Here is a 25572-nt window from a genome sequence, read left to right as displayed (position 1 = left end):
GGCGCACGTTTTCGGCGCCGATGACCTCGATCATGGTGAGACCGCCCGCCCAGCGAAAGGACTCCCCGTGAGACGTCTGCGTGTCGTCGTCGCCGCCGCCGTCACGGGCACGGGCTCTACGAGCGCGCCGGGCACCGCGGAAGGCGGGCTCGAGGTGCGAGACAGCGTCAGCACCGTGAGTCCGGCGTTCGGTGTCGGCAAGGGCTCCGGCGACGGGCACGACGGCGGCGGGGACGGTGGCAGCGACGACTAGCCCGGCCCCGTTGGCCTCCGACCCGACCCGGCCCGCCGGCGGCCCGCGCGAACAGGCCGCCGGCGAGCGCGTGGGCGCGTTCTTCGAGGCGCACGGGCGCATGGTCTACGGCCTCTGCCGCCTGCTCCTGCGCGACCCCGTGGAGGCGGACGACGCGACCCAGGCGACCTTCCTCTCCGCCTACCGCGCCCTGCTCGGCGGAGGCGACGTCCGCGACCCGGCGGCCTGGCTCGCCACGATCGCCCGCAACGAGTGCCGGGCGCGAGCGCACGCACGCATGCGTGCCCCGCTGCCGCTGCTCGAAGGCGACCTCGGGCTCGCGGCCGCCCCGCACGAGGAGCTCGACCGCCACATGGCGGGCGAGCAGATCCGGCAGGCGATCTCCGAGCTGCCCGAGAAGCAGCGGGAGGCGGTCGTGTTGCGGGACCTCTACGGGATGCACGCCGACGAGGTGGGCGCCGCGCTCGGCCTCTCCCGGGCGTCGGTCGAATCGCTCCTGTTCCGCGGACGCCGCCGCCTGCGCGTGCGCCTGAAGCCGCTCGTGGGCGGCGCTCTCGTCGTGCCGATCGCCGTACGCGACGGGATCGCGCAGGCATTGCCCGGCTTCGGCGCCTCCGCTGCGGGCAGCGAGGCGCTGGCGGGTGGGATCACGGCAGGCGCTGCCGGAGGGGGGCTGCTGGCGAAGCTCGCCGCTGCGCCGATCGCCGCCAAGCTCACGGTCGCCGCCGTCGCGGTCGGTGCGGCCGGAACGGCCACCGTGATCGGCTCCGGGAGCGGACGGCCGGGCCACCCCTCGGCGCCGTCCGGCCCGCCGGCGGCCGAGTCCGTGGTCGCCGGCGCGCGGCACACGGGCGATCGCAACGGCGCTCGCCGCGTACGCGTCGCCTCCGACGCGGGTGGCTCGGACGGGACGGTCGCGAACCGCGAGGACGCGCCGGAGCGCTCCCGCGACGGTGAGGGCGGATCGGGGAGCGAGAACCGGGCCGACCTGCCGCGGACAGGCGGCGACGAGCAGCGCTCCGCCGTGCAGGGCGGCGACGGCGGCGGCGACGGCTCTCCCGACGCGGCGGGCGGCGGCGACAGCGCACCGGTGACGGTGCTCGAGCATGCGCCGGCCGGCGCCGACGGAGAACAGGACCCGTCCGGGAGCGGGGAAGCCGGAGCCGAGCAGCCGGCAGCGGGTGACCATCCGGTCGAGAGCGCGCCGCCCGGAGACGGTGAGCCACCGTCCTGAGCCCGCTGGCGCGGGCCGTACGATTGACCCGTGGAGCGGTTCAGCTTCAGGCGGTTCGTGTGGGCGCAGGTCGCCTTCGTCGGTGTGCTCGCCGCCGGGACGGTCGGCTTCCGCCTGATCCTCGGCGAGGGCTGGGCCGAATCGCTCTACCGCGCCGTCGTCACGACGACGCTGACCGGGCTGGACACGCGGCCCGAGGGGACCGCGGGGCAGATCTTCTCGATCGCCCTCCTGATCTCCGGCGTGGCGATTTTCCTCTACCTTGCAGGCGCGGTGGTCGAGCTGATCACCCGCGGTGTCATCCAGGACGTGTTCGGGGAGCGGAGGAGGAAGCGCGCCATCGAGGAGTTGCGGGATCACACGATCATCTGCGGCTTCGGCCGTGTCGGCCGGCGGGTGGCGGCGGAGTTCAACCTGATCGGCAAGCAGTTCGTCGTGCTCGACACCAACCCGGGCTCGGTCGGCGCCGCGGTCGAGCTCGGCGCCCTCGTCGTGCAGGGCGACGGCACCGACGACGCCGCGCTCGAGTCGGCCGGCCTGGCCCGCGCGCGGTCGCTGATCGTGTGCGCGGACTCCGACATGAGCAACCTGTTCATCACGCTCACGGCCCGTGCCGCGCGCCCGGATCTGTTCATCGTGGCGCGGGCCTCCGACAGCTCGGCCGCGCGGAAGCTCCGGCTCGCCGGCGCCGACCGGGTCGTGGAGCCGTATTCGGCGGCGGGGCTGCAGATCGCCAACCTCGTGCTCAAGCCGCAGGTCGCCGACTACCTCGACATCGTATCGACGGCCGGCGGCGACGACCTCCGCTTCGAGGAGATCGAGGTCAGGCGCGAGTGCCCCTCGTGCGGGAGGTCGATCCGCGACCTGCGCGTGCGTGATACGACGGGGGCGATGATCATCGCCATCCGCAAGGAGGACGGCCGCTTCGACACGACGCCGTCGCCCGACGCGCTGCTCGAGGCAGGTGACATCCTCATAGGCGTGGGAACACCGGACGAGATCCAGCGCCTCGAGGACCTCTTCGCGCCGGGGGCGACGGTTGCAGGCTGACCCGGTGCAGCGTCTCGCCGGCGCGCTCTCCGCGGTCGCCGGTTTCCCCGTCGAGCTCGAGCGTCCCTCCGATCCGGCACACGGAGACTACGCGACGAACGCGGCGCTCCGTCTCGCGGGGCGGCTGAAGCGCCCGCCGCGCGAGGTCGCGGACGAGCTCGCGGGCAGGATCGCCGGCCTCGCCGAGGTCGCGCGCGTCGAGGTCGCGGGACCCGGATTCCTCAACCTCTTCCTCGACGACGCCTGGTTCGGCAGCGCGCTGGGCCTGGCGCTTGCGGTCGGCGGCGACTTCGGCGCTCGCTCGGCCGCCGCGCCGGAGCGGGTGCAGGTGGAGATGGTGTCGGCCAACCCGACGGGCCCGATCACCGTCGCCTCGGCGCGCAACGGCGCCTACGGCGACTCGGTCGCGCGCCTGCTCTCCTTCGCCGGCCACGACGTCGAGCGTGAGTACTACTACAACGACGCGGGCGCGCAGATGGAGAGGTTCCGCGAGTCGGTCGACGCTGCCCGGCGCGGGGAGGAGCCGCCCGAGGACGGCTACCGCGGCGCCTACGTCGCCGACCTCGCGGGCGAGTCCGGCGACCCGGTGCCGCGCATGCTCGAGCGCATCGAGGCGACACTCGAGCGGTTCCGCATCCACTTCGACTCCTACGAGCGGCAGAGCGTCGTCGAGGCGGAGATCCCCGAGGCGGTGGCGCTGCTCGACACCTACGAATCGGAGGGGGCGCTGTGGGCGCGAACCTCGGCGTACGGCGACGAGAAGGATCGCGTCGTGATCCGCTCGGACGGGACGCCGACGTACTTCGCCGCCGACGCCGCCTACGTGCGCCGGAAGTACGCGAAGGGCTTCGACCGGCTCGTCTACGTCCTCGGCGCGGACCACCACGGCTACGTGGCGCGGCTGCAGGCGCTCGCGCAGATGCTCGGCCGCCCGCGCGAGTCGCTCGAGGTGCTCATCTACCAGCTCGTGCACCTGACGAAGGGCGGCGAGGCGACGAAGATGTCGAAGCGGCGCGGGGACGTCGTCTTCCTCGACGACTTCATCGACGAGATCGGCATCGACGCCGCCCGCTGGTACCTCGTCTCGCGCGGCCACGACCAGACGATCGAGATCGACGTCGATCTCGCGGCCGAGAAGACCGCGAAGAACCCGGTGTACTACGTGCAGTACGCCCATGCGCGGATCGCCGGGATCCTGCGCAACGCCGGCGACGCCGTGCCCGCCGCGACCGTGTCCGCGCCGCTCGCGCCCGAGGAGCGCGACCTCGTCAAGCGCATCGCCGAGTTCCCGGCCGTCGCCGCCGAGGCGGCGCAGCGGCGGGCGCCGCACGCGATCGCCACCTACGCGATCCGCGTCGCCGACGACTTCCACCGCTTCTACCACCACCACAAGGTGCTCGGCTCCGAAGCGGAGGCGTTCCGCCTCGGCCTCTGCAGCGCCACGAGGACCGTCGTCGCCCGCTGCCTCGACCTCGTCGGAGTCGAAGCGCCCGAGCGCATGTGAGGGCAAGGGCGCCGGGCTTCGGTGCGGCGCATAGCATCGCCCCGTGCGCTGGAACCTCGCCCTCGCCGGCCTCGCCAGCTCCTGGGGCCTGATCGCCGTCCTCGTCGCCGCCGTCGAGCTCGACGCGGCGGCGCTCGCGTTCCTGCGACTCGCCTTTGCCGCCGGCGCTCTCGGTCTCGTCGCGCTGGCGAGCGGCCGGCTGCGCGCGCTGCGTCCCGGCCGCAGGCTGCCGGCGCTCGTCGCGCTCGGCGTCGTCCAGGGTGCGCACTGGCTGCTGTTCTTCGAGGCGGTCAAGCTCGGGTCGGTCGCCCTCGCCGTGCTCACCTTCTATGCGGCGCCCGTCTTCCTCGCGGTGCTGGCGCCGCTCGCCCTGGCCGAGAGGCTCTCGAACGTCGCGCTCGGCGCCCTCGTGCCCGGCGGCGCCGGCATCGCCCTCGTCGCGCTCGGGAGCGGCGAGGGCGGCGGCGCGAACGGCTGGGCGATCGCCAGCGGGCTCGGCTCCGCCGCCACCTACGCCGCGCTCGTGATCCTCTCGAAGCGGCTGCTGGCCGATCGTGCCGAGCCGCTCACGGTGGCGTTCTGGGACTGCCTCGTCGGAGGGATCGCCGTCGCTCCGGCGCTGCTCGTGGCCGGCCGGGTGATGCCCGACGGCGGCCGCGAGTGGGGTGCCGTGCTCCTGCTCGGCGTCGTCTTCACCGGGGTCTCGACGCTCGTGTACGCGGGCCTGCTCCGCCACGTGACCGCGCAGGCCGCGGGCCTGCTCACGTTCCTCGAGCCCGTGGCGGCCGTCGTGCTCGCCTGGGCGCTCGTCGACGAGCGGCCGACGGTGCTCACGTTCGCCGGCGGCGCGCTCGTCCTGCTCGCCGGCATCGCCGTCGTGGCGCTCGAGCCGACCGAGGCGCGTGTCGCCGAGGCCGCGGCCGGGGTAGGATCGACCTCGTCGTGAGCCACATCGCCGACCCGACCGTGCCGGACAGGAACCTCGCGCTGGAGCTCGTGCGCGTGACCGAGGCGGGCGCCATGGGCGCGGCGCGATGGATCGGCAGGGGGGACAAGATCGCGGCCGACCAGGCCGCCGTCGATCTCATGCGCCGCATGATCAACACGGTCGCGATGCAGGGCGTCGTCGTCATCGGCGAGGGCGAGAAGGACGAGGCGCCGATGCTCTACAACAACGAGCGCGTCGGCGCCGGCTGGGGGCCGGAGGTGGACGTCGCCGTCGACCCGCTCGAGGGCACGCGGCTCACGGCGCTCGGCATTCCGGGCGCGATCTCCGTGATCGCGGTCGCCGAGCGCGGCTCGATGTTCTTCCCGGGCGCGGCGCTCTACATGGACAAGATCGCCGTCGGTCCCGAGGCCGCCGACGCGATCGACATCGAGGCGTCGCCGGCCGACAACGTCCGCGCCGTCGCCGCCGCGAAGGGCATGAAGGTGAGCGACCTCACCGTCGTCGTGCTGGAGCGGGAGCGGCACGAGCGGCTCGTCTCCGAGCTGCGCGAGGCCGGAGCGCGCGTCACGCTGATCCGCGACGGCGACGTCGCCCCCGCCATCGCCGCAGCCCAGCCGTTCACCGGCGTCGACATGCTGATGGGCATCGGCGGCACGCCCGAGGGCGTCATCTCGGCGGCCGCGATCACGTGCCTGGGAGGGGCGATCCAGGGCAAGCTGTGGCCGCGCAACGACGCCGAGCGTCAGGCCCTCCTCGACGCCGGCTTCGACCTCGACCGGGTGCTCGGCGCCGGCGATCTCGTGGGCGGCAAGGACGTGTTCGTGGCCGCGACCGGCGTCACCGGCGGGTCGCTCCTGCGCGGCGTGCGCACGAGCCGCGCCGGCGTCGAGACCGAGTCGATCGTGATGCGCTCCCGCTCCGGCACGGTGCGGCGCATCGCGGCCTACCATCCCGCGGAGAAGTTGACGAATCTGGGAAAGGACATCTGATGGCTGCTGACGACCTGAGAGAGATCGCCCTCGCGATCGTCGCGAACGGCAAGGGCATCCTCGCCGCCGACGAGTCGACGGGCACGATCGGCAAGCGCTTCGACACGATCGGCGTCGAGTCGACGGAGGAGAGCCGGCGCTCCTACCGGAACCTCCTGTTCACGACCCCGGGATTCGAGGAGCACGTGGGCGGCGTCATCCTCTACGACGAGACGATCCGGCAGCGCGCCGACGACGGGACGCCGTTTCCGGCGCTGCTCGCGGGCAAGGGCGTCGTCCCGGGCATCAAGGTCGACACCGGCGCCCACCCGCTCGCGGGCGCGCCGGGCGAGGCGGTGACGGAGGGCCTCGACGGCCTGCGTGGGCGCTTGCAGGAGTACCGCGGCCTCGGCGCCCGCTTCGCCAAGTGGCGTGCCACGATCTCGATCGGGGACGGGCTCCCGAGCGACTACGCCCTGTCGGCGAACGCTCACGCGCTCGCACGCTACGCGGCGCTGTGCCAGGAGGCCGGCATCGTCCCGATCGTCGAGCCCGAGGTGCTGATGGACAGCGACCACTCGTTGGACGACTGCTACGAGGCGACGTCGCGCACGCTCGAGCGGGTGTACGACGCCCTGTACGAGCATCGCGTCGACCTCGAGGGCACCTTGCTGAAGCCGAACATGGTCATCCCCGGCAAGGGCAACGCCGACCAGGCGAGCCCGGCGCGGATCGCCGCGGCGACCGTCCACTGCTTCCGCCGTCACGTCCCGGCGGCCGTGCCGGGCATCGTCTTCCTCTCCGGCGGCCAGTCGGAGGTGGAGGCGACCGTCAACCTCAACGCGATCAACCAGCTCGACGGCCGACCGTGGCCGCTCTCGTTCTCGTACGGCCGTGCCCTGCAGGCGTCGGCGCTGCAAGCGTGGCGTGGGCAGGCGGAGAACGTCGAGGCGGCGCAGGCGGCGTTCCTGCACCGTGCCCGCTGCAATGCCGCCGCCGCGCGCGGCGAGTACACGGCCGACATGGAGGCGCTCGTCTCCACGTAGGTCCCGTCGCGTCCGCACCGCGCCCGCCCTCGCGGTGCGCATCCTCGTATCGAGTGCGGCGTCTCGCAACAAGACTTTCCGGTGGAATGTTGCGAGACGCCGCACTAGCGGCCGTCGCCCGCCGCGCGCAGCACCTTGCCGGGGTTCATGATCCCGTGCGGGTCGAAGAGCGCCTTGATGCCGCGGTAGAGCGGCAGCAGGTCCGGGTGCTCGCGCTCGAGCCAGGCGATCTTGCCGGCGCCGATGCCGTGCTCGCCCGTGCACGTGCCGCCGCGGGCGAGCGCGTCCTCGACGAGCAGCCCGACGAGCTCGTCCGAGCGCGCGACCTCGGCCGCGTCGTCGGGATCGACCATCACGCTGACGTGGAGGTTGCCGTCGCCCGCGTGGCCGAGGATGCCGCCTTGCAGGTCGAGGCGGTCGAGCGTCGCGCGCGCGACGGCGACGGCGGCGGGGAGCTCGGGCACCGGGACGCACACGTCCGTCGTGCGATGGCCCTTGCCCGGCGCGGTCGCGCTCACCGCGTACGCGACGGCGTGGCGCGCCTCCCACAGGCGGGCGCGCGCGCCGGCGTCGCGCTCGTGGACGATCTCGACGGCGCCCTCGGCGGCGGCGACCGCGGCGACGAGCTCGAGATCGCCCTCGACCGCGGTTCGCGTGCCGGCCGCCTCCACGAACAGGCAGGGCACTTCGGGATAGCGGCTGCCGAGGTGGGCGTTGAGGGCCGCCACGGTCCACGCATCGACGAGCTCGAGGCGGGTGACGCCGCTCCCGGCGGCGACGAGGGCGGCCGCGGTCCTGCAGGCGGCCCCCACGTCCGGGAACGCGACGCGCAGCGCGACGGCGTGCTCGGGGATCCCGTGTAGGCGCACCGTCACCTCGGTGATGACCGCGAGCGTTCCCTCCGAGCCGACGAGCAGCCCTGTGAGGTCGTAGCCCGCGGAGGACTTCGGCGCGCGCGTGCCTGTCCTGATCACGCGCCCGCCCGGGAGGACTGCCTCGAGCGCGAGCACGCTGGCGCGGGTCTTGCCGTAGCGGATCGTCGTCGTGCCCGCGGCGTTCGTCGCCGCCATGCCGCCGATCGTCGCGTCCGCTCCGGGGTCGACGGGGAACATGAGCCCGTGCGCGCCCGCGGCCGCGTCGAGGGCGCTGCGTAGCACGCCGGCCTGCACGACGGCGCTGAGCCCGGCGGCGTCGAGCTCGAGAATCCGGTTCATGCGCGTGAGGTCGAGGCTGATGCCGCCCAGCGTCGGGATCACGTGGCCCTCGAGGCTCGATCCGGCCCCGAACGGCGTCACGGGGATTCCGCGTGCGTCCGCGATCTCGAGCACGCGTGCGACCTCGGCCGTGGAGAGTGGGTAGACGACCGCGTCCGGCCGCTGCGGCCGGTGGAAGGTGAGGTCGGAGGCGTGCAGGTCGCGCTCGGAGTCGCCGTCGGTCACCCGGCCGGGGTCGGCGAGGGCGGAGGCGAGGACGGCGCGAAGGTCGGTCACCCGGCGAACTCTGCACGAGCGCGCGCCCGCGCGGTGGCGGGGGCGGGGTAGGGTGCGGAGATGGGCGTCGACGCCTACCGCACGCCGGACGAGCGCTTTCGCGAGCTGCCCGGGTGGCCGTACGAGCCGCGCTACGTCGACCAGGACGGGCTGCGCATGCACTACGTCGACGAGGGCGAAGGCGCGCCGATCGTGCTCCTGCACGGCGAGCCGACGTGGGGCTTCCTCTACCGCAAGATGATCCCGCGCCTGGCCGAGGTCGGGCGCGTGATCGTCCCCGACTACTTCGGCTTCGGCCGCTCCGACAAGCCCGTCGAGCACGCGTGGTACAGCTACGACCGCCACGTCGCAGCGGTCGGGCGCCTTCTCTGCGAGCAGCTCGATCTCCGCGACGCGACCGTCGTCGTGCAGGACTGGGGCGGACCGATCGGCCTGCGGCTCGCGGTCGAGCAGCCGGAGCGCATCGAGCGTCTCGTGATCATGAACACCGGCATCGGGGCACGCGCGCCCGGTGAGGAGTGGCTGCGCTTCCAGGCGTTCATGGAGCGGGTCGGCACCGACATCGTCCCCGGCCGGCTCATCCGCATCTCGTGCGCGACGGAGCTCGCCGACGAGGTCGTCGCGGGCTACGACGCGCCGTTTCCGACGCCGGAGTCGAAGATCGGCGTCGTCATGTTCCCCAGGCTCGTCGCGACCGGCGCCGACCACCCGAGCGCGCCGGCGATGATCGCGGTGCGCGAGGCGCTGCGCCGCTGGGAGAGACCGGCGCTCGTCCTCTTCGGCGACAGCGACCCGATCTTCACGCCGCACCATGCCGAGCTGATGGCCGAGCTGATCCCGGGTGCCGGGCCGCCGCAGACGGTGCAGGGTGCCGCCCACTTCCTGCAGGAGGACAGGGGCGAGGAGATCGCCGGGCGCATCGCCTCCTGGCTGGGCACGGTCGGCGGCTGACAGCGGTCGGGCCGGGGGATCCGCTCCACGCCGCCGGGCAGAAGCCCCGTGCCGAGCAGAAGAAGCGGGCGAAGGGACTCGAACCCTCGACCTACGGCTTGGGAAGCCGACGCTCTACCAACTGAGCTACGCCCGCGCGGTCGCCATTCTAGCGGCGCGCTCACGGAACCTTCACAGACGCGGTCTACGCTTCCGGGCATGCGCGTGGCCGTCGCAGCCGTGGTCGCATTCCTCGTCGTCGCCGCCGGCGGGGCTGCCGCGGGGAGCTCGGCAGCGGGCTCGCCGCCGTTTGCCGGGCTCGGCACCTGGATCGACGTCTACGACGGCGCGCTGCTCGTCGACCCGGTGCGGACGGCCGATCGCATCGCCGCGCGCGGGGTGCGCACCGTCTACGTCGAGACCGCGAACGACCGCAGCGCGACCGACGTCGTCAACCCGGCGGGGCTCGGGCTCCTGCTCGACGCACTGCACGCGCGCGGCATCCAGGCCGTCGCGTGGTACCTGCCCGGCTTCGTGCAGCCGGCGCTCGACCTGCGCCGCACACGGGCGATGCTCGCGTTTCGCTCGCCGGGAGGCGCGGCCTTCGACGGCGTCGCGCTCGACGTGGAGTCGCTGCGCCTCAAGCGCGTGGGCCTGCGCACGCAGCGGCTGCTCGCCCTCGCGCGCACGCTCGCCGTCGAGGCCGGCGACGTCCCGGTTGCGGCGATCCCATACCCGCCGCGTGCGTTCGAGCGCCACGCTCGCTGGTGGCCGAACTTTCCGTGGGCCGAGCTCACCCCGCTCGTCGACGCCTTCATCCCGATGACCTATACGGGAGGCGGCTTCCGCGGCTACGAGGCGACCTACGGCTACGTCGCCCGCTCGCTCAAGCTCCTGCGCGCCGCCGTCGGGCCCGACGTGCCGATCCACGCGGCGGGAGGCGTCGCCAACCGCATGGACGCCGACGAGCTGAAGGCATACGTCGACGCTGTCGGCGACGACGGCACGGTCAGCGGCTGGAGCCTCTACGACTTCGCGACGACGGGCGCGAAGGCCTGGTCGTCACTCGCGCCGCTCGGCGCCACGCGCTAGCGCGGCGTCTCGCAACATCGCAGCGGAAAGTCTTGTCGCGCGAGACGCCGCGCTCGATGCTTGCTGCGTTCGGAGACGGCGCACTCGTGGGGCGGAAGCTCGCCGAGCAGGATGTGGATGCCGGCGACCTCGACGGGCCCGTCACGACGCGGTCGCTCTCGATCCTCTCCTCACCGGGGCCGAGTCGCGTGTACGTGTTCGCGTTCTCCGCCGGCTCGCGGATCATCTACCCCTGCGGCCATGCCTCGACGAGCCGCCTGCGGGTGACCTCGAGGTGCTCGGGGAGCACCTTCACGTCGGCGAGCACCGGCATGAAATTCGTATCGCCGCTCCAGCGTGGCACCACGTGCTCGTGCAGATGGCCCGCGATCGACCCACCGGCGACGGCGCCGAGGTTCCAGCCGACGTTGAAGGCATCCGGGCCGTAGACGGTCCGCAGGGCGTCGAGCGCCCGCACCGTGAGACGGTGGACGGCAGCCGCTTCCGCGGGGCTGAGGTCGCCGAGCGCGGCCGTGTGGCGTAGCGGGGCGATCATGAGATGGCCGGACGCGTACGGGTACTTGTTGAGCAGGGCGAGCGCGTGCGCGTCGCGGTGGACGACGAGGCTCGCCCCGGCGAGCTCGCCGGCCGCCTCGCGGCAGAAGACGCAGCCGTCCTGCTCGCCGGCTCCCTGGACGTACTCGAGGCGCCACGGCGCCCACAGCTGCCTGGTCATGCGTGCCTTCTATCACTATGATCGCCACGGCTGCGGCGCCCGTGCCCTGGAGGGAGCCGTGCCGTACGCATTCGTCGAGAGCCCGAACGTCACCCGAGCCGAGCGCCGGAGGATCGACGTGGTCGTGATCCACACGATGGAGATCGGCGAGCGCGACGGCGCGGCGGCGGCCTGCGCCCGCTGGTTCGCGGATCCTGCCGCTCAGGTGTCGGCGCACTACTGCGTCGACGCGGGCACGGTGATCCAGTGCGTGCGCGAGCGCGACATCGCCTGGCATGCACGCGGGGGCAACGGCAACTCCGTCGGGATCGAGCTCGCCGGCTTCGCCGGCCAGGGCGCGGACGGCTGGTCGGATCCCTACAGCCAGGCGGTGCTCGAGCGCGCCGCCGCCGTCGCCGCCGGCGTCTGCGCCCGCCACGGCATTCCGATGAGGCGGCTGCGCGGCGCCGATCTGCGGGCCCGCCGCCGCGGCATCGGCGGCCACGCCGACGTCAGCGACGCCTTCGGCAAGAGCGACCACCGGGATCCGGGGCCCGACTTCCCGTGGCAGCGCTTCCTGCGGCTCGTGCGCGCCTCAGCCCGCGGCGGCGACGTCGTCGAGCGCGCCGCGCAGGCCTGAAGCGAGCTCCCCGAGCTCGGCCCGCGTGATCACGAGCGGCGGCGAGACCTGCAGACCGCCGCCGACGAGCGTGCGCGTGAGGATGCCGTGCTCGCGGGCCGTCAGCGTGACGCGGTCCGTGAGGTCGGGGTCGTCGGCGAGCAGCGCCGGGTCGATCTGCACGCCGGCGACCGCCCCGAGGCCGGAGCGCAGCTCGCTGACGAGCTCGTGCTCGACGAGGGGGGCCAGCGCCTCGGTGATCTCGTGCTCGAGCTCGCGCGCCCGTGCGGCGAGCCCTTCGCGCTCCATGATGTCGAGGTTCGCGTGCGCGGCGGCGGCGGCGGTCGCATGGCCGGAGTACGTGTAGCCGTGGCGCCAGACGCCGGCAGCCCCGCTCTGCCAGAACGGCTCCTGCACCGCCGTGCCCACGATGACGCCTCCGAGCGGCACGTAGCCGGAGGTGATGCCCTTCGCGAAGGTGACGAGATCGGGGTCGAGCCCGAAGCGACTGCTGGCGAACCAGTCGCCGACGCGGCAGTACCCGCAGATCACCTCGTCGGCGACGAACAGCACGCCGCGCTCGCGGCATGCCTCGCGGGCGGCCGCCAGGTAGCCGTCAGGCGGCAGCAGGACGCCGCCGGCGCCGACGATGGGCTCGCAGAAGAACGCGGCGACCCGGTGCGGGCCGGCATGGTCGATCGCCTCGGCGAGCGCCTCGGCCGAGTCCCACGGCACGCGCACCGTGTCGCCGGCGAGCGGCCCGACGCCGACCTTGAACACGTCCGAGCCGACGATGCTCGTGCCGTAGCCGGCGAGACCGTGGTAGGCGCGCTCACGCGAGATGATCACCGTGCGCTGCGGCTGGTCGAGCAGGCTCCAGTAGCGCCGCACGAGCTTGACGGCCGTCTCGACGGACTCGCCGCCGCCGCTCGTGAAGAAGACGGCGGCGTCCTCCATCGGCGCGAAGGCGGAGATGCGCTCGGCGAGATCGGTCGTCGGCCTGCTCGAGACGTCGCCGTAGTGGGAGTACGCATGGAGGCGGCGCATCTGCGCCGCGGCCGCCGCGACGATCTCCTCGCGGCCGTAGCCGACGTTCGCGTACCAGAGGCCGGCCGTGGCGTCGAGGTAGCGCCGGCCGCGCTCGTCCCAGAGGTGGCAACCCTCGCCGCGATCGATGACCAGCTCGCCGCTGCGCGAGACCGCCTGCATGTCGGCCACCGGATGCCAGAAGCGCGTCATCGCCGCAGTCTACGGACGGCGCGGACGCGCTGTTCCGTGCGCTCGCCGGGGCGTGCCGTCAGGCGCGGCCCGTGATCGACCCGGCCGCGGGATCGAGATCGGCACGCGGGCAGGCGCCCCAGTAGCCGCGGCGGGCGCCGCGTGCCTCGCGGGCGGCGCGGAGCAGGTCGATCGCGTGGCGTCCTCGTCGCCCTCGGAAGAAATAGGGCGACGCGGCACCGCGGCGTACGAGCTCGACGTTGACGTTGCGTCCGCCCACGAAGACGTAGCGCAGGAGGCGCCCGTAGCTGTCGCTGCGGTCGAGGCGCCGGTCGGCGACGAGCGTCACGCGCGTGCCCGCGGGCGTCAGCCGCCGCAGCGCCGTCAGCGCCGCCTTGCCGAAGCAATCGCCGTGCAGCTCGGGCGCGTCGATCTGGAGCAGGCGCACGCGGCGCCCGTCCCGCAAGCGCAGCGTGTCACCGTCGCTCACGCGCGCGACGACCGCGGACTCGCCCGTCGCCGGCGCCTCCGGGGTGCTCTCGGCGGCCGTCGACGCGCTCCCGCAGCCCGCCGCGGACGCGCACAGGGCGGCGAGGGCTACGCGCCAGGCACCCAGACGAGCCTCGACTCGAGCACGCGGACGTCGGTCGCCTCGAGGCGGATCGAGATCCTCTCAACGTTGTCGGCGACGCTGCGCCGGCGCTCGTCGATCCTCGTCACCTCGTCGAGGCTCTCCTGCTCGAGCCGCGCGAGGTCGTCGCTCGTCCGCCGGGCTTGCCGGTGGCAGGCTCGACGGCCTTGCCGGGCTGGAAGGAGCCGCGATCGGCCACGGCGCGAGTCTAGAGTGCCTGCGATGATCCAGCGAATGCGCATCGGCCCCGGCGAGAAGCCGCGGATCGCGGCGCGCGACCCGCGCGACGACCTCGGACTGAGGGACAAGGCGCGCGCCCACGCCCGCCTGGAGGAACTGAAGGCCCGCATCGAGGTGCTGCAGCAGCGGCTCTACGCCGAGGCGCGCCACAGCGTGCTGCTCGTCCTGCAGGGCCTCGACGCGTCGGGGAAGGACGGCGTCGTGCGCTCCGTGTTCGCGGGCGTCAACCCGCAGGGCTGCCGCGTCGCCTCGTTCAAGGCGCCGACGTCGACCGAGCTCGCCCACGACTACCTGTGGCGCGTGCACGCCGTGCTGCCGGCCCGCGGCGAGATCGGCATCTTCAATCGCTCGCACTACGAGGACGTCGTCGCGGTGCGCATGCTCGAGCTCGCCCCGGAGCGGGTGTGGCGGCGGCGACCCGGGCACATCGTCGCGTGGGAGCGGATGCTCGCCGACGAGGGTACGTCGATCGTGAAGGTGTTCCTCAACGTGTCGAAGGACGAGCAGCGCCGACGCCTCCAGGAGCGCGTCGACGACCCGGAGAAGCGATGGAAGTTCCGCCGCGACGACCTTGCCGTGCGTGCGCGCTTCGACGAGTACCTCGCCGCGTACGAGGACGTGATCGAGCAGACCTCGAGCGAGCACGCGCCGTGGCATGTCGTGCCCGCCGACCGCAACTGGGTCAAGGCGACGGCCGTCGCCGGACTGCTCGTCGACGCGCTCGAGCGCGTCGACCCGAAGCTGCCCGAGCCCGAGAGCGGGATCGAGGGGCTGCGCATCGAGTAGCGCCCCGCGGGCGCCGGCTCCACCTCGTCGCCCGCCGAGCCTCGCTCAGGCGAGGATGGGCAGGATGAGGCGTGCCGGGCAGTCGCGCGCGACGAGGTCGAGCGCGTCGAGGAGCTCGACGTCGGGCGCGCCCGCGATGGCGAGCGCGTGCTCCGGCTCGCAGCCGTGCCAGACGAGGGTCTCGAAGCGCGCGGCGAGGATCTCGGCGGCGTCGCCGACGCCGTGGATCTCCGACGGTGTCGCGTGCATCTCGTCCTCCCGGTGCCGCCGACGATCAGGCCCGCAGTGTTCCCGCAGCGCAGGTGAGCGGACATCCCCCGTCCGAGGGCAACAGCATCCCTCGGACGAGGGCTCCACTGCGAGCGAGCGGCGTCCGGCGGCCCCCGGTCGGCGCGGCGCTCGATCCGGGCTAGAGCCAGCGCTTGAGCCGGAAGAACCCGATCATCACGCCCATGACCGCGACCATCACGCCGACGACGACCCAGAACGCCTCGTGCGTCCCGAAGCCGGGGAAGTCGACGTTCATCCCGAAGATGCCGGAGATGAGCGTCAGCGGCAGCATGAGCACGCTGAAGATCGTGAGCACGCGCAGCACGTCATTCTGGCGGTGCGAGATCACCGACTCGTTCGTGGACTCGAGGCCGTCGACGACCTCCTTGTAGTTGTCGAGCTGATCCCAGATGCGCTCGGCGGCGTCGACGATGTCGTCGAAGTAGAGCTCGAGCTCCTCGGGCAGGAACTTGTCGACGCGGCGCTCGAGCACGCGCAGGGTGGAGCGCTCCGGCTTGATCACCTTCCGGTAGGAGATGATCTCCTGCTTCACGTTCGAGATGTCGCGCACGACGTCCTCGGCGTGCCCCTCGAACATCTCGTCCTCGATCGAGTCGAGCTTGTGCCCGATCTTGTCGAGGATGGGGAAGCAGTAGTCGAACAGGTCGTCGAGCACCTCGTAGAGAAGGCGGCCCGTGCCCTTGGCGAACAGCTGCTCGCGGAATGCGTCGTCGCTCTCGCAGCGTCCGAACAGGCGCGTCACGGGCAGGAGCTCGCGGTTGGGGATCGTGACCAGGTAGTCGGGCCCGATGAAGATGTCGAGCTCGGCGCCGTTGAGGCGCTGGATCGTCTTGTCGTAGACGGGGAAGTGGAGGACGGTGAATAGGTAGCCGTCCTCCTCGTAGTCGTCGACCTTCGGGCGCTGGCGCTTCGAGACGATGTCCTCGACGTCGAGCGGGTGCCAGCCGAATCGCTCCGAGAGCGCGTTCGCCGTGTCGAGGTCGGGCCCGACGACGTTGACCCAGGTGAGGCCGCTAGCGGCGATCTCGCGGAGCGGCGAGACGCGTGCCGCGACCTCCGCGCCTGCGCGGGCGCGGCTCCTGCGTGCGATGCGGGGCAGGCTCGGCATAGGTACTGAGGGGGTCGTCGATCGCGTACGCCATGTTCGGGATTGTACCCGGGATGCCTTCCGTGGCCAGGGGCCGCCGCGCGGGCTCAGCCGGAGGCGACGGCGGGCGTCGCTGCGGTGTCCGCACGGGGCGGGAGAGGCCTGGACAGGCGCAGCGAAGCCGTACGCGCCCGATCAGAGAACGGGCCCGGCCGCTGCCAGCGCCGGCAGGGCGACGATGGTCTCGCGCCAGCGCAGCACGTTCGGGTAGGGCCCGAGATCGAGGCCGGAGTGGAGCGTGCGGTAGAGCACGGGCGCCGCTGCGACGTCGGCGATCGTGAAGCGGCCGAGCGCGAAGCCGGAGCGGTCGACGAGGCCGTCGAGCAGCCGCAGCGTGGGTGCGATCGCCGCGACGATGCCGGGCAGCGCGGCCGTGTCGGGCGCGCCCGCGCCGACGCCCTTGTCCGGGCTGAATCCGAGCGCCGCCACTTCGTATCGGAAGAAGGCGGGCCGGAAGGTGAGCGACCAGCGGTCGAGCAGCTCGTCGACGGGAGCCCGCTCGCGCGGCTCGCCGGGGTAGAGGTCGACGCGCCGCTCCCTGCCGGCGAGGTAGCGGAGGATCGTGTTCGACTCGGAGACGACGAGCCCGTCGTCCTCGAGCGCCGGGATGCCTCCGACGGGGTTGACCGCCAGGTACCAGCCGGGCCGCGGCCGGTCGAAGGGGACGAGGCGGCGCTCGTGGTCGAGACCGAGCTCGGCCAGCATGAACCGCACCTTGAGCGCGTTCGACGAGCGCGGATTGTCGTACAGGACGAGTCCCATCACGCTGATCCTACGTGTCGCCGGCCCGGGGTTCTCCGTTTGCCGGGATCGCGGGGCGGACGGGATGCAGCTCCCGCGCCGGGTGGAAGATCCGGGCTAGACTGCGCCACCACGAGCGCCCGTAGCTCAGGGGATAGAGCGCGCGCCTCCGGAGCGCGAGGTCGAAGGTTCGAATCCTTCCGGGCGCATCGGTTGCGAAGGAGGGGGTTCGTGGGGGAACCATGGGTTCCCCCACGGTGAAGCAAGCGTTCACAGCGCGGGCGAGCGCCGGCTCAGGCGTCGCCGCCGGTCTCGAGCCGGTGCAGGCGCCGGTCGATCGACGACGCCATGCGCTCCAGCTTCGTCAGCAGCTTCTCGTGCTCGGCCGCCCGGACGGCCTCGGCCGCCTCGAGGCGACGCGCGAGCGCCTCGAGGCGGGCGCGGGAGGGATCGGTACCGCCCGCGGCGCCCGCGGGCTCGCCGGCGACGAGGCCGTCTACACGCGCCGCCAGCTCGTCCAGACGCTGCGCGACTCCCCTCGAGCGCCTCACGCCGGCGATCGCGCGCTCGTGCTCGCCGAGGTGCAGGCTCACACGCTCGATCGCCATGCGCAGCCGCTCGAGCTCCTTCTCGGTGTCGTCGCCCGCGCGCGCCGCAGCGCGCGGGCGCTCCTCGATCACGTCGGCGACCGCGGCCTGCGCGGCAACCTCGTCGAGGCGGTCTTCGAGCGCATCGATTCGCTCTGCGAGAGCGGGGTCGCCGGCCGCGGCCGCGAGGGTCTCGTCGATCTGCTCTGCGAGCTCGCCGAACGCCTGCCGGTGCTGCTCGCGGTGCTCCGCGACCGTCGAGGTCGGCGAGCCGCGGCTCGGCCGCCGCCAGGCGCCTGGCAAGGTCGGCGACGCCGTCCTGCAGGCGGACGAGGGAGCGCAGGTCGAGCGGCGACGCCGGCTCTGGCGCGGGCGGCGGTGCGCCGGGCGGCGTTCTCTCGACAGGGCGGGGGACGGGTGCGACCGAGCTGTCCGGGTCGGACCACTGCTCGGCGAGGGCGCTCGCGAGCTCCAGCCGCGTGATGACGCCGGCCTCGACGAGGATCTGGCCCAGCGGCTGCCCCGTGCGCTCGTGCTCGGCGACGGCGCGAGCGAGCCCGTCGCCGTCGACGAATCCGTGCGCGAGCAGGATGTCGCCGATCGTCCGGCGGGCGCTCCCGTCGGTCGCGGCCACCGCCGTCACCGGCGGCGCCGCGCAGTCCTCCGGGGCAGCGAGCGGCGCCGGGACCGCGGGGAGGAGAAGCCGGCGGTACCCACGCACGCGGTATCGGATCGCCGCCGCAGGCGCTCGCTCACCCGTCTCAGGGAGCGGGCGCGGCACGGTAGGCTCGCGTGATGGAGGTCGACGCCCGCATCGTCCGCCTGCGCCTCGCGGAGACGTTCGTGATCGCCCGCGAGGCCCGCGACGAGGAGGATGTGGTGCACGTCTCGCTGCGCCACGGCGGCGTCGTCGGCCGCGGCGAGGGTGCGCCGATCGACCGCTACGACGAGACGGCCGCCTCCGCGCTCGCGTTCGTGACGGAGCACGCCGGTCTGCTCGGCGGCGACCCGTTCGCGCTGGAGGAGATCGGCGCGCGGCTCGCCGAGGTGCCGGGCGAGCAGGCCGCGAAGTCCGCTCTCGACGCGGCGCTCCACGATCTCCAGGGGAAGCTCCTCGGCATGCCCGTGTGGCGGTTGCTCGGTCTGCCGCGCGCCGGCCCTCCGACTTCGTGGACGATCTGGCTCGGCGATCCCGACGACATGGCGCGGCGTACCGAGCGCGTCGGCAACCGCTTCCGCAGGCTGAAGCTGAAGCTCGGCGGCGGCGACGGGCTCGACGTCGAGCGTGTGCGGGCGGTGCGCAGCCGCACCGACCTGCCGCTGCAGGTCGACGTCAACGAGTGGTGGTCGGTCGACGAGGCGCTCGCGGCGGTCCCGGAGCTCGCGGCGCTCGGCGTCGAGTACGTCGAGCAGCCGCTGCCGGCCGGCGACCCGGGCGGGGCGCTGCTGCGGGAGCGCTCGCCGCTCCCGATCTACCTCGACGAGGACTGCCACACGCTCGCCGACGTCGCGACGTGCGCGGAGATCGGCCACGGCATCACCATCAAGCTCGCGAAGTCCGGCGGCATCCGCGAGGCGCTGCGGATGGCCCATGCCGCCCGTGCGCTCGGCCTCGGCGTCATGCTCGGCTGCATGGTCGAGTCGGGGCTCGGCATCGCCGCCGGCTGCGTGGTCGCGCCGCTGTGCGACCACGTCGACCTCGACGGCAACCTGCTCCTCGCCGAGGACCCGTCCCCCGGCGTCGCGTTCGTCGACGGCGTCCAGGTGCCGTCGGAAGGGCCGGGCCTCGGTGTCGGCTAGGCGGCTGCTCATCCTCGCCGAGGGCTACTCGGGCGACCCGCACTACGGCAAGACCATGCGTGGCGTGCTCCGCTACCGGCGCGAGGACGTCGTCGCGATTCTCGACTCGCAGCGCGCGGGCGAGATGGAGGACGGCATCCCGATCGTCGCCGACGTCGACTCCTCCCTCTGCTTCGGGCCAACGCGCGCGCTCGTCGGCGTGGCGACGCAGGGAGGTCGCTTCCCCCCGGCCTGGCGCGAGCTGCTGAAGGCGTGCATCCGGCACGGGCTCGGGATCGAGAACGGGCTGCACGAGTTCGTTGCCGACGACCCGGAGCTCGCCGAGCTGGCGCGGCGCTTCGCCGTCGAGCTCCTCGATCTGCGCCGGCCCCCCGCGGGGCTCGACGTGCCGAGCGGCGCGAATCTCGAACTGCCCGCGCGGATCGTGCTCACCGTCGGCTCCGACTGCGCGATCGGGAAGATGACGGTCTCGCTCGAGCTCGACCGCGAGGCGCGCGCGCGCGGGATCGCCTCGTGCTTCGTGCCGACCGGCCAGACGGGAATCGCGATCGCGGGCTGGGGGATCGCGGTGGACTCGGTCGTCAGCGACTTCATCGCGGGAGCTGCCGAGCGGCTCGTCGTCGAAGGGCACGAGCGCGGCGGAGAGCTGCTGCTCGTCGAGGGCCAGGGAGCCGTCTCCCACCCCGCCTACTCGGGCGTCACGCTCGGTCTTCTCCACGGCTCGGCACCCCACGTGCTCGTGCTCTGCCATCGCGCGGGCGCGACCGAGGTGGACGGCTACCCCGGTCATCCGCTCGTGCCGCTGCCCGAGCTCGTCGAGCTGCACGAGCGCATCTCGCTCACGCGCCGGCGGGCCGTGGTCGCCTGCGTGGCGCTGAACACGCGCGGCCTCTCCGACGTCGCGGCCCGTACGGCGATCGCCGACACGGAGGAGGAGACAGGCCTTCCTGCCGGCGATCCCGTGCGCTTCGGCGCCGGACCCCTGCTCGACGCGGTGCTGGCGCGGCTCTAGCCCGTCCGCTCCGCGGGCAGGCGAGGAGGGAGGGGAGATGCGGCGAAGGAGACCGCTGGTGCGGAGATCTGCTGTGGCGGCTGCGGTCGGGCTGACGGCGCTCGCGTGCGCCGCCGTGGCGCTCGGCGCCGAGATCGGCGCGAACGACGACACGGGCAAGTACGCGCCGGACGGAGGCGCCGTCTTCTACGCGCAGATGGCCGCGCTCGGCCTGCGCGAGACGGTGATCACGACGCGGTACCTTCCGAGCGAGCCGGGGCTGATCCAGGACGAGGCGCTGCTCGACCGCACGATCCCGCTCGCGCTCGCCGCCGGGCTCCGCGTCTCGCTCGCGGTGTACCCGTATCCGCCGCGCGAGGTAGAGGCGGGGCTCGCCACACCGGCGGGATTCGCTGCGCAGTTGACGGCGCTCGCCGAGCGCTACCCGGACGTGAGGCGCTACGTGCTCATGAACGAGCCCAACCAGCCCGCCTTCCTGCGCCCGCAGTTCGACGCCGCCGGCAACAACGTGTCCGCGGCCGTCGCCGGGCGCTTCCTCGCGGCCGGGTACGACGCGCTCAAGGCAGTCGACCCCGACATCCTCGTCATCGGCGTCGGCCTGTCGCCGCGCGGCAACGACCGGCCGACGGCGCCGAGCAACGTCTCCACCTCGCCGGTGCGCTTCCTCGCCGCCCTCGGCCGCTGGTACCGGGCGAGCGGTCGGCTGCAGCCGCTGATGGACGGCCTCAGCTTCCACCCGTACCCGAAGAGCGCCCTCGATCCGCCGGAGCGCGGCTACCCGTGGCCGAACGCGGGGTTCGCCGACCTCGACCGCATCAAGCAGGCGCTGTGGGACGCGTTCCACGACACGGCGCAGCCGACGACCGTGGACGGTCTGCGGCTCTTCCTCGACGAGGTGGGATGGCAGGTCGACACGTCGGCGCTGCCCGGCTACACGGGCCTCGAGAACGTCGCCGTGACCGACGAGGCGACCCAGGCGGCGATCTACGGACGGCTCGTGCGCGCGGCGGCCTGCGATCCGGACATCGGAGGCGTCGACATCTTCGGCTTCTACGACGATACGCCCCGCGACTCGGGTTTCCAGTCGGCGTTGCACCGGCTCGACGGCACGGCGCGCGCCGCCGCCGGGGCCGTGCGCGAGGCGATCGCCGAGACGGCGGCCGGGCGATGCCGCTCGGCGCGCGCCGCGTGGCGGCCCGCGCAGGCAGTCGTGGGCGCGACGCGGCCCGCGGTCGCCGTCGCCGGCGCGCGCGTCCGCGTGGAGGTCGGCGCGCGAGAGGGCGCCGACGTCGTCGCGTGCCTGCTGCCCGGCTCGATTGCGGCCGCGCGGGCGACGGCGGCGCTCGCGCGGCGGACGGCGTCGAGCCCGGGATGCGCCGGCGCGAAGGCTCTGCCGTCGCGGCCGGGCAGGGTGACGCTGCCGCGCCCCCGCGGGTTGCCCCGCGCGACGGTGGTCGTGCGCCTCGTCGCGGAGGCGAACGGCGAGCGCGAGATCTCCTTCACGCGGCAGGTACGATGGCCGGCTTGACAGCGAACACCTGTTCGTGCATAGTGTCGAACACATGTTCGTTCGACTGCTTCTCGTCTCCCTTGTCGCCGTCGGCCTGTGGGCCGTCCTGGCACGGGACTCGGGCGCGTCCGGCCCCGAGCGCGCCTACCGGGTGAAGCCGGGCGACACGCTCTGGTCGATCGCCGCCTCGACCTACGGCGGCGATCCACGCGAGGGTGTCTGGCGGCTGCAGGAGCGCAACCGGCTGCGCGGCACGGCGATCGCGCCGGGGCAGGTCCTGCGGATCCCGTAGTCCGATGCGTGCTCCGCCGCTGTCCCTACATGCCGCGGTACGCATGCCCGGCCATCGCGTCCGGGTCGAGCATGACGTTCACGATCGCCGGCCGGCCGGCAGCGAGTGCCCGCTCGAGCGCGGGGCGGAGATCCGACGCCCGCTCGACATGCTCTGCGTGTCCGCCGAACACCTCGCACAGCCGGTCGTAGCGACTCGCCGCCAGGCGTGTCGCCACCTCGCCCTCGCGACCGTAGATGCCGACCTGGGGGATGCGGATCTCACCCCAGGCTGCATCGTTGCCGACCACGAGCACGGCCGGCACGCCGAAGCGCACGAGCGTGTCGAAGTCCATCCCGTTGAGCCCGAAGGCACCGTCGCCCATCACGACCACGATCGCCTCGCCGAAGCCTGCGAGCCCGGCCCCGAGCGCGTAGCCTGGGCCGACGCCGAGGCAGCCGAACGGGCCCGGATCGAGCCAGTGGCCCGGCCGATGGACGCGCAGCACGCGCGACACGGCGGCGACGACGTCGCCGCCGTCGCCGATCACCACCGTTCCCGGGTCGAGGACGCGGTCGAGCTCGGCGCCGAGCCGGTAGTGGTGGAGCGGAGCGGCGTCGGACTCGATCTCGTGCCGGCGCCCGGCCCACCATGCCGCCTCGGTCTCCCGCAGGCTCTCGAGCCACGCCTCCCGCGCGGCGGCGGCGGGGATGAGCCCCGCCAGCGCGTCGAGCACGGTCGCGCAGTCGCCGGCGATGCCCACGTCGGGAACGCGGTTGCGCCCGAGCTCGCGCGGGTCGCCGTGGACGTGGACGAGCGTGCCCGTGCCGAAGCGGCCGTAGCGCAGGCGGAAGTCGAGCGTGGCGCCGACGACGAGCACGGCGTCGGCGGTGTCGAGGGCCGCGCTCCGTGCGTGCTGGAAGAAGAGCGGATGATCGGGCGGCAGCGAGCCGCGGCCCGAGCCGTTGAGGAACACGGGCGCCTGCAGCGCCTCGGCAAGGCGCGCGAGCGCGTCGGCCCCGCCGTCCCACCACACGCCGGAGCCGGCGACGACGGCCGGGCGCTCGGCCCGCGCGAGCAGCGCGGCGGCGCGCTCGACGGCGTCCGGATCGCCGAGCACGCGTGCCGGTGCCGGCGGCGGCACGGGAGGCGCGTCCGCCTCGGCCTCCTCGAACAGCACGTCCATCGGCAGCTCCAGGTAGACCGGTCCGCGCGGCGTCGCGAGCGCATGACGGAAGGCGATCGCCACGTACTCGGCCAGGCGCGAGGCGTGCGCGCACACCCCGGCCCACTTCGTGATCGGCTTGAAGATCGAGAGCTGGTCGAACTCCTGGAGTGCCCCACGCTCTGCCTGGACGAGCGGCCGGGCGCCGCCGATCACGAGCAACGGCACCTGGGCGGCAGATGCGTTCGCGACCGCGGTGACCGTGCCCGTCACCCCGGGGCCCGCCGTCACGACGGCGACGCCGCACTGCCGGCGGACACGTCCCCACGCCTCCGCCGCATGCGCCGCGGACTGCTCGTGCCGCACGTCGACGACGCGCACGCGCTCGCGCCTGCAACCCTCGTAGATCGGCATCACGTGGCCGCCGGAGAGCGTGAAGACGACGTCGACGCCGGCGGCGGCAATCGCCTGCGCGACGAGATGTCCACCCTGTAGCCGGTCGCCCACGAACGCAGCCTACGACACGTGGGCGCGCGGAGAGGGCGGAGCAGGACGTGCCGCTAGAATCCCGCTCCGTGGACCTCGACGTCGTCTTCCTCGGGACGTCAGGCTCCGCCCCGACGGCTCAGCGCGCCCCCGCCGCGACGCTCGTGCGTCGCGGCGGCGAGCGCATCCTGATCGACTGCGCCGAGGGGACGCAGCGCCAGCTCCTGCGCTCGGACGTCGGCCTCGTCGACCTGCCCGAGATCTTCGTCACGCACCTCCATGCCGACCACACGCTGGGGCTGCCCGGCATGCTGAAGACGTTCGCGCTCCGCGGCCGCGAGCTGCCGCTGGCGGTCTACGGCCCGACGGGCCTGCGCGACCTGTTCGGGACGCTGCGGCGCGTCATCGGCAAGCTCACCTACGAGGTGGCAACGGTCGAGCTGGAGGCGGGAGACGCGCTCGAGCGCGGCGAGTACGCGATCCGGCCGTTCCGCGTCTCCCACGGCGTCCCCGCGCTCGGCTACGCGCTCGTGGAGCAGGCGCGGCCCGGACGCTTCGACGTGGCGGCGGCCGACGCGCTCGGCGTCCCACACGGGCGCGAGCGCGGCGCGCTGCAGCGCGGCGAGGCGGTGACGCTCGCCGACGGATCGGTCGTCACGCCCGAGCAGGTGCTCGGGGAGGCGCGCGCGGGCCGCAGCGTCGTGCTCACGGGCGACACCGGCCCCGCCGCCAGCGTCGTCGACGCCGCGCACGGTGCCGACGTGCTCGTGCACGAGGCGACGTTCTGCGCGGACGAGCGCGGGCGCGCCCGGGAGACGGGGCACTCGACCGCGGGCGAGGCCGCTCTCGTGGCCCGGGAGGCCGGCGTGCGGCTGCTCGCGCTCACGCACCTGTCGAGCCGGTACTTCGGCCCGGACGTCGCCGCCGAGGCGCGCCAGCTGTTCCCCGCCACGGTCGTGCCGCGCGACTTCGACACGATCGAGATTCCCTTCCCGGAGCGTGGAGCGCCCGTGCTCGTCCCGCGGGGGGCGCGGCGCGGACACCTCCCCGCCGCGGACGCCCCGCAGTGACGCCCGCAGCGGACGGCCGCGCTCCGCGCTTCGACGAGCGTGCCGCCCGCTACGACGACCTGCGCCCGACCTCCGCCGCCTGGTGGGAGCGCTTCGAGGTGCTCGTGGAGGCCGCCGACCTGCGCGGCCGGCGCCTGCTCGACGTCGGCTGCGGCACGGGCCAGCTCGCCACGGCGCTCGTCGAGCGCGCGCACGCGAAGGTGTGGGGGATCGACCCGAGCGCCGAGATGCTGGCCGTCGCGCGGCGGCGCGTGCCCCGCGGCGTCGGGCTCAAGCGCGCCTGCGCCGAGGACCTGCCCTTCCGCGACGGCTGGTTCGACCGCGTCACGATGTCGCTCGTCGTCCACCTCGTCGACCGCCCCGCCGCCTTCGCCGAGGCCTTCCGCGTGCTCGCGCCGGGCGGGAGGCTCGCGATCGCGACATTCCATCCCGACCATTTCGACGGCTACTGGCTGCGCGGCTTCTTCCCGTCGATCGCCGTGATCGACCGGCATCGCTTCCCCTCGCCGCGGGAGCTCGAGCGGCAGCTTGCGAGCGCCGGCTTCGCGGCGACCGCGGCGATCCGCGTTCGGTCCGTGGAGACGCTCGCTCGCGAGCAGGCGCTCGCGCGCATCCGGGGACGGCACATCTCGACGTTCGACCTGCTCGACGCCGACGAGCTGCGCGAGGGCTCCGCGCGCGCGGAGCGCGAGCTCCCCGACCGCGTCGAGGTGAGGCTGGAGCAGCTCGTCGTCGTCGCCCACCGCTAACATCACTCGAGTCCCCCTTTAAGCCGGTCCCGTGAGGCC

27 protein-coding genes and 2 tRNA genes are annotated in these 25572 nt (G+C 73.7%); 18 read left to right on the top strand and 11 right to left on the bottom strand.

Annotation, left to right across the window (positions count from 1 at the left end; all coding sequences use genetic code 11):
* Positions 1–67: 67 nt before the first annotated feature.
* From Gocc_RS05175 to Gocc_RS05145, 7 genes are read left to right on the top strand one after another with little or no spacing between them, the layout of a single operon-like run.
* Positions 68–253, top strand: coding sequence for a hypothetical protein (locus tag Gocc_RS05175; protein WP_114795464.1), 186 nt, complete (start codon positions 68–70; stop codon positions 251–253).
* A complete protein-coding gene (locus tag Gocc_RS05170; RefSeq protein ID WP_181813386.1) occupies positions 237–1487 on the top strand; it encodes an RNA polymerase sigma factor in 1251 nt (416 codons plus the stop codon). Before Gocc_RS05175 ends, Gocc_RS05170 begins: the two co-directional genes overlap by 17 nt.
* A gap of 30 nt (positions 1488–1517) precedes the next feature.
* Positions 1518–2537 carry a potassium channel family protein gene (locus Gocc_RS05165; protein ID WP_114795462.1) on the top strand — a complete coding sequence of 340 codons (1020 nt, stop codon included), beginning with the start codon at positions 1518–1520 and terminating at the stop codon, positions 2535–2537.
* A 4-nt stretch (positions 2538–2541) separates the two neighbouring features.
* Positions 2542–4041: an arginine--tRNA ligase gene (locus tag Gocc_RS05160; RefSeq protein ID WP_181813385.1), complete on the top strand. Its 1500-nt coding sequence runs from the start codon at positions 2542–2544 to the stop codon at positions 4039–4041.
* A gap of 43 nt (positions 4042–4084) precedes the next feature.
* On the top strand, positions 4085–4987 hold the full coding sequence (locus Gocc_RS05155; RefSeq protein ID WP_114795460.1) for a DMT family transporter: 903 nt from the start codon (positions 4085–4087) through the stop codon (positions 4985–4987).
* A complete protein-coding gene (glpX, locus tag Gocc_RS05150) occupies positions 4984–5979 on the top strand; it encodes a class II fructose-bisphosphatase (protein ID WP_281268421.1) in 996 nt (331 codons plus the stop codon). The genes Gocc_RS05155 and glpX overlap by 4 nt, the downstream gene beginning before the upstream one ends.
* Positions 5979–7004, top strand: coding sequence for a class I fructose-bisphosphate aldolase (locus tag Gocc_RS05145; RefSeq protein ID WP_114795459.1), 1026 nt, complete (start codon positions 5979–5981; stop codon positions 7002–7004). Before glpX ends, Gocc_RS05145 begins: the two co-directional genes overlap by 1 nt.
* Positions 7005–7108: 104 nt before the next feature.
* On the opposite strand, the gene Gocc_RS05140 is transcribed toward Gocc_RS05145, so the two are convergent.
* Positions 7109–8494, bottom strand: coding sequence for an FAD-binding oxidoreductase (locus Gocc_RS05140; protein WP_114795458.1), 1386 nt, complete (start codon positions 8492–8494; stop codon positions 7109–7111).
* A 60-nt stretch (positions 8495–8554) separates the two neighbouring features.
* On the opposite strand from Gocc_RS05140, the gene Gocc_RS05135 reads away from it, so the two are divergent.
* Positions 8555–9445 (top strand): haloalkane dehalogenase, encoded by an 891-nt coding sequence (locus Gocc_RS05135; protein ID WP_114795457.1) that lies wholly within the window; start codon positions 8555–8557, stop codon positions 9443–9445.
* Between the two features lie 63 nt (positions 9446–9508).
* On the opposite strand, the gene Gocc_RS05130 is transcribed toward Gocc_RS05135, so the two are convergent.
* Positions 9509–9581, bottom strand: a tRNA-Gly gene (locus Gocc_RS05130).
* Positions 9582–9643: 62 nt separating this feature from the next.
* Here Gocc_RS05130 and Gocc_RS05125 point away from each other — a divergent pair.
* Complete coding sequence (locus Gocc_RS05125) at positions 9644–10516, top strand: hypothetical protein (RefSeq protein ID WP_114795456.1); 873 nt, start codon at positions 9644–9646, stop codon at positions 10514–10516.
* Between the two features lie 226 nt (positions 10517–10742).
* On the opposite strand, the gene Gocc_RS05120 is transcribed toward Gocc_RS05125, so the two are convergent.
* The gene (locus tag Gocc_RS05120) at positions 10743–11231 is read right to left on the bottom strand and encodes an HIT family protein (RefSeq protein ID WP_114795455.1); all 489 of its coding nucleotides are present in this window, start codon (positions 11229–11231) and stop codon (positions 10743–10745) included.
* On the opposite strand from Gocc_RS05120, the gene Gocc_RS05115 reads away from it, so the two are divergent.
* The gene (locus Gocc_RS05115; protein ID WP_114795454.1) at positions 11230–11850 is read left to right on the top strand and encodes an N-acetylmuramoyl-L-alanine amidase; all 621 of its coding nucleotides are present in this window, start codon (positions 11230–11232) and stop codon (positions 11848–11850) included. The two genes, Gocc_RS05120 and Gocc_RS05115, sit on opposite strands and share 2 nt — an antisense overlap.
* Here Gocc_RS05115 and Gocc_RS05110 read toward each other — a convergent pair.
* From Gocc_RS05110 to Gocc_RS16885, 3 genes are all read right to left on the bottom strand, one after another.
* The gene (locus tag Gocc_RS05110) at positions 11806–13068 is read right to left on the bottom strand and encodes an aminotransferase family protein (protein ID WP_114795453.1); all 1263 of its coding nucleotides are present in this window, start codon (positions 13066–13068) and stop codon (positions 11806–11808) included. The genes Gocc_RS05115 and Gocc_RS05110 overlap by 45 nt on opposite strands.
* Before the next feature lie 58 nt (positions 13069–13126).
* Positions 13127–13537, bottom strand: a complete 411-nt coding sequence (locus Gocc_RS05105) for a thermonuclease family protein (protein ID WP_181813384.1) — start codon at positions 13535–13537, stop codon at positions 13127–13129.
* A gap of 107 nt (positions 13538–13644) precedes the next feature.
* Positions 13645–13767, bottom strand: a complete 123-nt coding sequence (locus Gocc_RS16885) for a hypothetical protein (protein WP_281268419.1) — start codon at positions 13765–13767, stop codon at positions 13645–13647.
* Positions 13768–13900: 133 nt separating this feature from the next.
* On the opposite strand from Gocc_RS16885, the gene Gocc_RS05100 reads away from it, so the two are divergent.
* Positions 13901–14704 carry a PPK2 family polyphosphate kinase gene (locus Gocc_RS05100; protein ID WP_114795451.1) on the top strand — a complete coding sequence of 268 codons (804 nt, stop codon included), beginning with the start codon at positions 13901–13903 and terminating at the stop codon, positions 14702–14704.
* Between the two features lie 45 nt (positions 14705–14749).
* Here Gocc_RS05100 and Gocc_RS05095 read toward each other — a convergent pair whose 3' ends face one another.
* The 3 genes from Gocc_RS05095 to Gocc_RS05085 form a co-directional block, all read right to left on the bottom strand.
* A complete protein-coding gene (locus Gocc_RS05095) occupies positions 14750–14953 on the bottom strand; it encodes a hypothetical protein (RefSeq protein WP_181813383.1) in 204 nt (67 codons plus the stop codon).
* A gap of 160 nt (positions 14954–15113) precedes the next feature.
* Positions 15114–16103 carry a magnesium transporter CorA family protein gene (locus Gocc_RS05090; RefSeq protein ID WP_114795450.1) on the bottom strand — a complete coding sequence of 330 codons (990 nt, stop codon included), beginning with the start codon at positions 16101–16103 and terminating at the stop codon, positions 15114–15116.
* A gap of 174 nt (positions 16104–16277) precedes the next feature.
* The gene (locus Gocc_RS05085; protein WP_114795449.1) at positions 16278–16904 is read right to left on the bottom strand and encodes a glutathione S-transferase family protein; all 627 of its coding nucleotides are present in this window, start codon (positions 16902–16904) and stop codon (positions 16278–16280) included.
* Between the two features lie 115 nt (positions 16905–17019).
* Between Gocc_RS05085 and Gocc_RS05080 the strand changes: the two genes are divergently transcribed.
* Positions 17020–17092 (top strand) — tRNA-Arg (locus Gocc_RS05080).
* 84 nt (positions 17093–17176) lie between these two features.
* On the opposite strand, the gene Gocc_RS05075 is transcribed toward Gocc_RS05080, so the two are convergent.
* The gene (locus Gocc_RS05075; protein ID WP_114795448.1) at positions 17177–17773 is read right to left on the bottom strand and encodes a hypothetical protein; all 597 of its coding nucleotides are present in this window, start codon (positions 17771–17773) and stop codon (positions 17177–17179) included.
* A gap of 492 nt (positions 17774–18265) precedes the next feature.
* On the opposite strand from Gocc_RS05075, the gene Gocc_RS05065 reads away from it, so the two are divergent.
* Genes Gocc_RS05065 through Gocc_RS05050 form a run of 4 tightly spaced genes read left to right on the top strand, consistent with a single transcriptional unit; the run spans position 18266 to position 22084 of the window.
* A complete protein-coding gene (locus Gocc_RS05065) occupies positions 18266–19270 on the top strand; it encodes a dipeptide epimerase (protein WP_114795446.1) in 1005 nt (334 codons plus the stop codon).
* Complete coding sequence (locus Gocc_RS05060; protein WP_114795445.1) at positions 19260–20282, top strand: N-acetyltransferase DgcN family protein; 1023 nt, start codon at positions 19260–19262, stop codon at positions 20280–20282. The genes Gocc_RS05065 and Gocc_RS05060 overlap by 11 nt, the downstream gene beginning before the upstream one ends.
* Positions 20283–20340: 58 nt before the next feature.
* Positions 20341–21810 carry a glycoside hydrolase 5 family protein gene (locus tag Gocc_RS05055; protein ID WP_147281189.1) on the top strand — a complete coding sequence of 490 codons (1470 nt, stop codon included), beginning with the start codon at positions 20341–20343 and terminating at the stop codon, positions 21808–21810.
* Positions 21811–21844: 34 nt separating this feature from the next.
* Positions 21845–22084: a LysM peptidoglycan-binding domain-containing protein gene (locus tag Gocc_RS05050; RefSeq protein WP_114795443.1), complete on the top strand. Its 240-nt coding sequence runs from the start codon at positions 21845–21847 to the stop codon at positions 22082–22084.
* A gap of 25 nt (positions 22085–22109) precedes the next feature.
* Here the strand turns inward: Gocc_RS05050 and Gocc_RS05045 are convergent, their stop codons facing one another.
* Positions 22110–23735: a thiamine pyrophosphate-binding protein gene (locus Gocc_RS05045; RefSeq protein ID WP_220150457.1), complete on the bottom strand. Its 1626-nt coding sequence runs from the start codon at positions 23733–23735 to the stop codon at positions 22110–22112.
* Between the two features lie 68 nt (positions 23736–23803).
* Here Gocc_RS05045 and rnz point away from each other — a divergent pair, with 68 nt between their 5' ends.
* Positions 23804–24784 carry a ribonuclease Z gene (gene rnz / locus Gocc_RS05040; protein WP_114795442.1) on the top strand — a complete coding sequence of 327 codons (981 nt, stop codon included), beginning with the start codon at positions 23804–23806 and terminating at the stop codon, positions 24782–24784.
* The gene (locus Gocc_RS05035) at positions 24781–25533 is read left to right on the top strand and encodes a class I SAM-dependent methyltransferase (RefSeq protein WP_114795441.1); all 753 of its coding nucleotides are present in this window, start codon (positions 24781–24783) and stop codon (positions 25531–25533) included. The genes rnz and Gocc_RS05035 overlap by 4 nt, the downstream gene beginning before the upstream one ends.
* The last annotated feature ends 39 nt before the right edge of the window (positions 25534–25572 follow it).

It is taken from the genome of Gaiella occulta (assembly GCF_003351045.1).
Lineage (GTDB): Bacteria > Actinomycetota > Thermoleophilia > Gaiellales > Gaiellaceae > Gaiella > Gaiella occulta.
This window is presented reverse-complemented; position numbering and strand designations above follow the sequence as displayed.